Below are 1,955 nucleotides of genomic sequence, written 5' to 3'. Positions count from 1 at the left end.
GCTTCTGACAGATTTTGCATCGGGACATGGCGTCCGACTATGGGTGGGAAACGGAATGGCGGCTTAGCGGCAATACTCGGCGAACACCGACCTGTGCAATCCGAGGCCAGCCTCAAGAGTTGCTGCGACCCAATAGTTTTCGAAACACGCCAGTGCGTAATGCCAGCAACCCTGCCCAAGCAACCACACACATCCACCCGAATGCGTCGCCGAGCGATGAATAGACCGTCCTGCTACCACGATCGAGGGGAATGCTCGCAACGAGGACGCCCATTTCGGTATCGCTTCGTCGTTCGGCTGTGATCTGGCCATAGCGGTCGCTGACAAAGCTAATGCCACCGCGCGCGGCGCGAGCAATCGACATTCCGCTCTCAACGCCACGCAAGGCCGTCATGCGTGCCGTCAGCCAGTCATCAACCTCAAAATCATAGGCCGGGACCAACATAAGTCTTGCCCCGCGTTGCGCGTATTCGCGGCCCAGCGTCGGGAAATGCATATCTTTGCAGATCGCAACACCGATCCCTCCTGATGCGGCTGGAAGGCTCAGAGGTTGAGCACCCGAAGTAACACTGGATTCGATACCTGGGATCAAATGCTGCTTCAGATACCAGTGATATGTTCCTTCCGGTCTGGCGACGAGGGCTCGATTTGTCAGTCCATCCGAACCGTCTACCATTATGCCGACGACGATCGTTGATCGGGTCCGTAAGCTGTGGGAGGCAAGCGCCTGTGCAGCGTCCTCAGCGGCATTTTCCGGCAGTCGCACGATAGCTTCGGGAAGAACCACAATAGCTTCCGGTTTGGTAACCTGGGTGATCTGCGGGCCGTAAATCTGCCAGAAGGCGTCCCAGCTGCTGGGTCGCTGTTCGATCCCGTCTGTCGCAATCAGAGCAACCCTCGCCCCTGGCACAAGATCGGCCTGTCCAAGCCGGATCATACCGAACACAAGCGTCGTGCTGATCACGAGGAACGCGAAGGCACTGGACGTGATGATATGGCGCCCGTCCCAGTCATTACTTCGTGAAGCGAGCAAGCCAAGCAAGCTTCCCCCGAGCAGCACGACAAAGGTGATCGCAGGAGTGCCGCCAAGGCTTGCAACCTGGAGGATGGGGAGCGCGTCCATCTGACTGTAGGCTATACTCCCCGCGCTGCCGTGGGGAGAAATATGGATCAGCAGCGTATCGATCGCCGCCCAAGTGACAGGAATGGCAAGAAGAGCGAGATGAATTTGTCGCCTGTCCGCGAAAGCTGCTGCGAGCCGAACCGCGCTAGACCAAGCAAGTGCAACGAGCATGAGGATTATGCTCGTAGCAAGCCACCCTGTGAGTTCGAGATGATAGGGTAGGCTGCCGATCCCCCCGACCGCACCGGTCAGCAAGGTCAAAAAGCGGCGATGAACGGCGGGCGCTTGGAGGGTGGCAAAGAGAACCGGTCCCGGAGCGAGCCACGCCGCCCACCAGAAGGGATGAACGGAATAGCTCATGCTGAGCAATATCCCAGACAAAAAGGCGAGGGCATAGCACACCAAAGTGTTGATCTTGTGCGTCCGCATGGGCCCCTCCTCGACCGGTGTGCAGTCTCAGTAGTTCCTTACTCCTTGCAGGCGCGATGATTCAATGGGTTGCAATCAGTAAAAGCTCGACCGTATCTGAAACAAGAGAACCACGCTCTCATAATTCGAAATGACGGCCTGATGCGCCTGACCCAAGAGGAACTGAAACACGCCGTCAACGTCGACTGGGGCCTGCGTTTTTGGCGATGGTTCCGATGGGTATTATTTGTGGTCTTAGCGGTGGCGGCCACCGGCCAATACCGGGGCTGGATGAATCTTCCCCAGCCTGAGCGATGATAGCTGGCGGTTTGCATCTGGTGGTGGCCTGGCCTGGGTTGTGCCGTGCGTATGTGTATACGGCGCTGCGCCGAGGCATCGACGAAGATCCCGAAGCACGCGCAAC

General features: G+C 58.0%; 2 protein-coding genes. One reads left to right on the top strand and one right to left on the bottom strand.

Annotated features, from left to right (window positions below; translation table 11 throughout):
* Positions 1-112 precede the first annotated feature (112 nt).
* Positions 113-1,552 (bottom strand): nitrilase-related carbon-nitrogen hydrolase, encoded by a 1,440-nt coding sequence (locus ACEW8G_RS07125; RefSeq protein WP_373487740.1) that lies wholly within the window; start codon positions 1,550-1,552, stop codon positions 113-115.
* A 141-nt stretch (positions 1,553-1,693) separates the two neighbouring features.
* Between ACEW8G_RS07125 and ACEW8G_RS07120 the strand changes: the two genes are divergently transcribed.
* Positions 1,694-1,849 carry a hypothetical protein gene (locus tag ACEW8G_RS07120; RefSeq protein WP_373487739.1) on the top strand — a complete coding sequence of 52 codons (156 nt, stop codon included), beginning with the start codon at positions 1,694-1,696 and terminating at the stop codon, positions 1,847-1,849.
* Positions 1,850-1,955 lie beyond the last annotated feature (106 nt).

It is taken from the genome of Blastomonas sp. (genome assembly GCF_041747255.1).
Lineage (GTDB): Bacteria > Pseudomonadota > Alphaproteobacteria > Sphingomonadales > Sphingomonadaceae > Blastomonas.
The sequence above is the reverse complement of the archived record's forward strand: the minus strand, read 5'-3'. Positions and strand labels throughout refer to the sequence as shown.

Coding starts and splice junctions, on each gene's coding strand:
- ACEW8G_RS07125 (WP_373487740.1), bottom strand. CDS start 1,552: ATGCGGACGCACAAGATCAACACTTTGGTGTGCTATGCCCTCGCCTTT.
- ACEW8G_RS07120 (WP_373487739.1), top strand. CDS start 1,694: ATGCGCCTGACCCAAGAGGAACTGAAACACGCCGTCAACGTCGACTGG.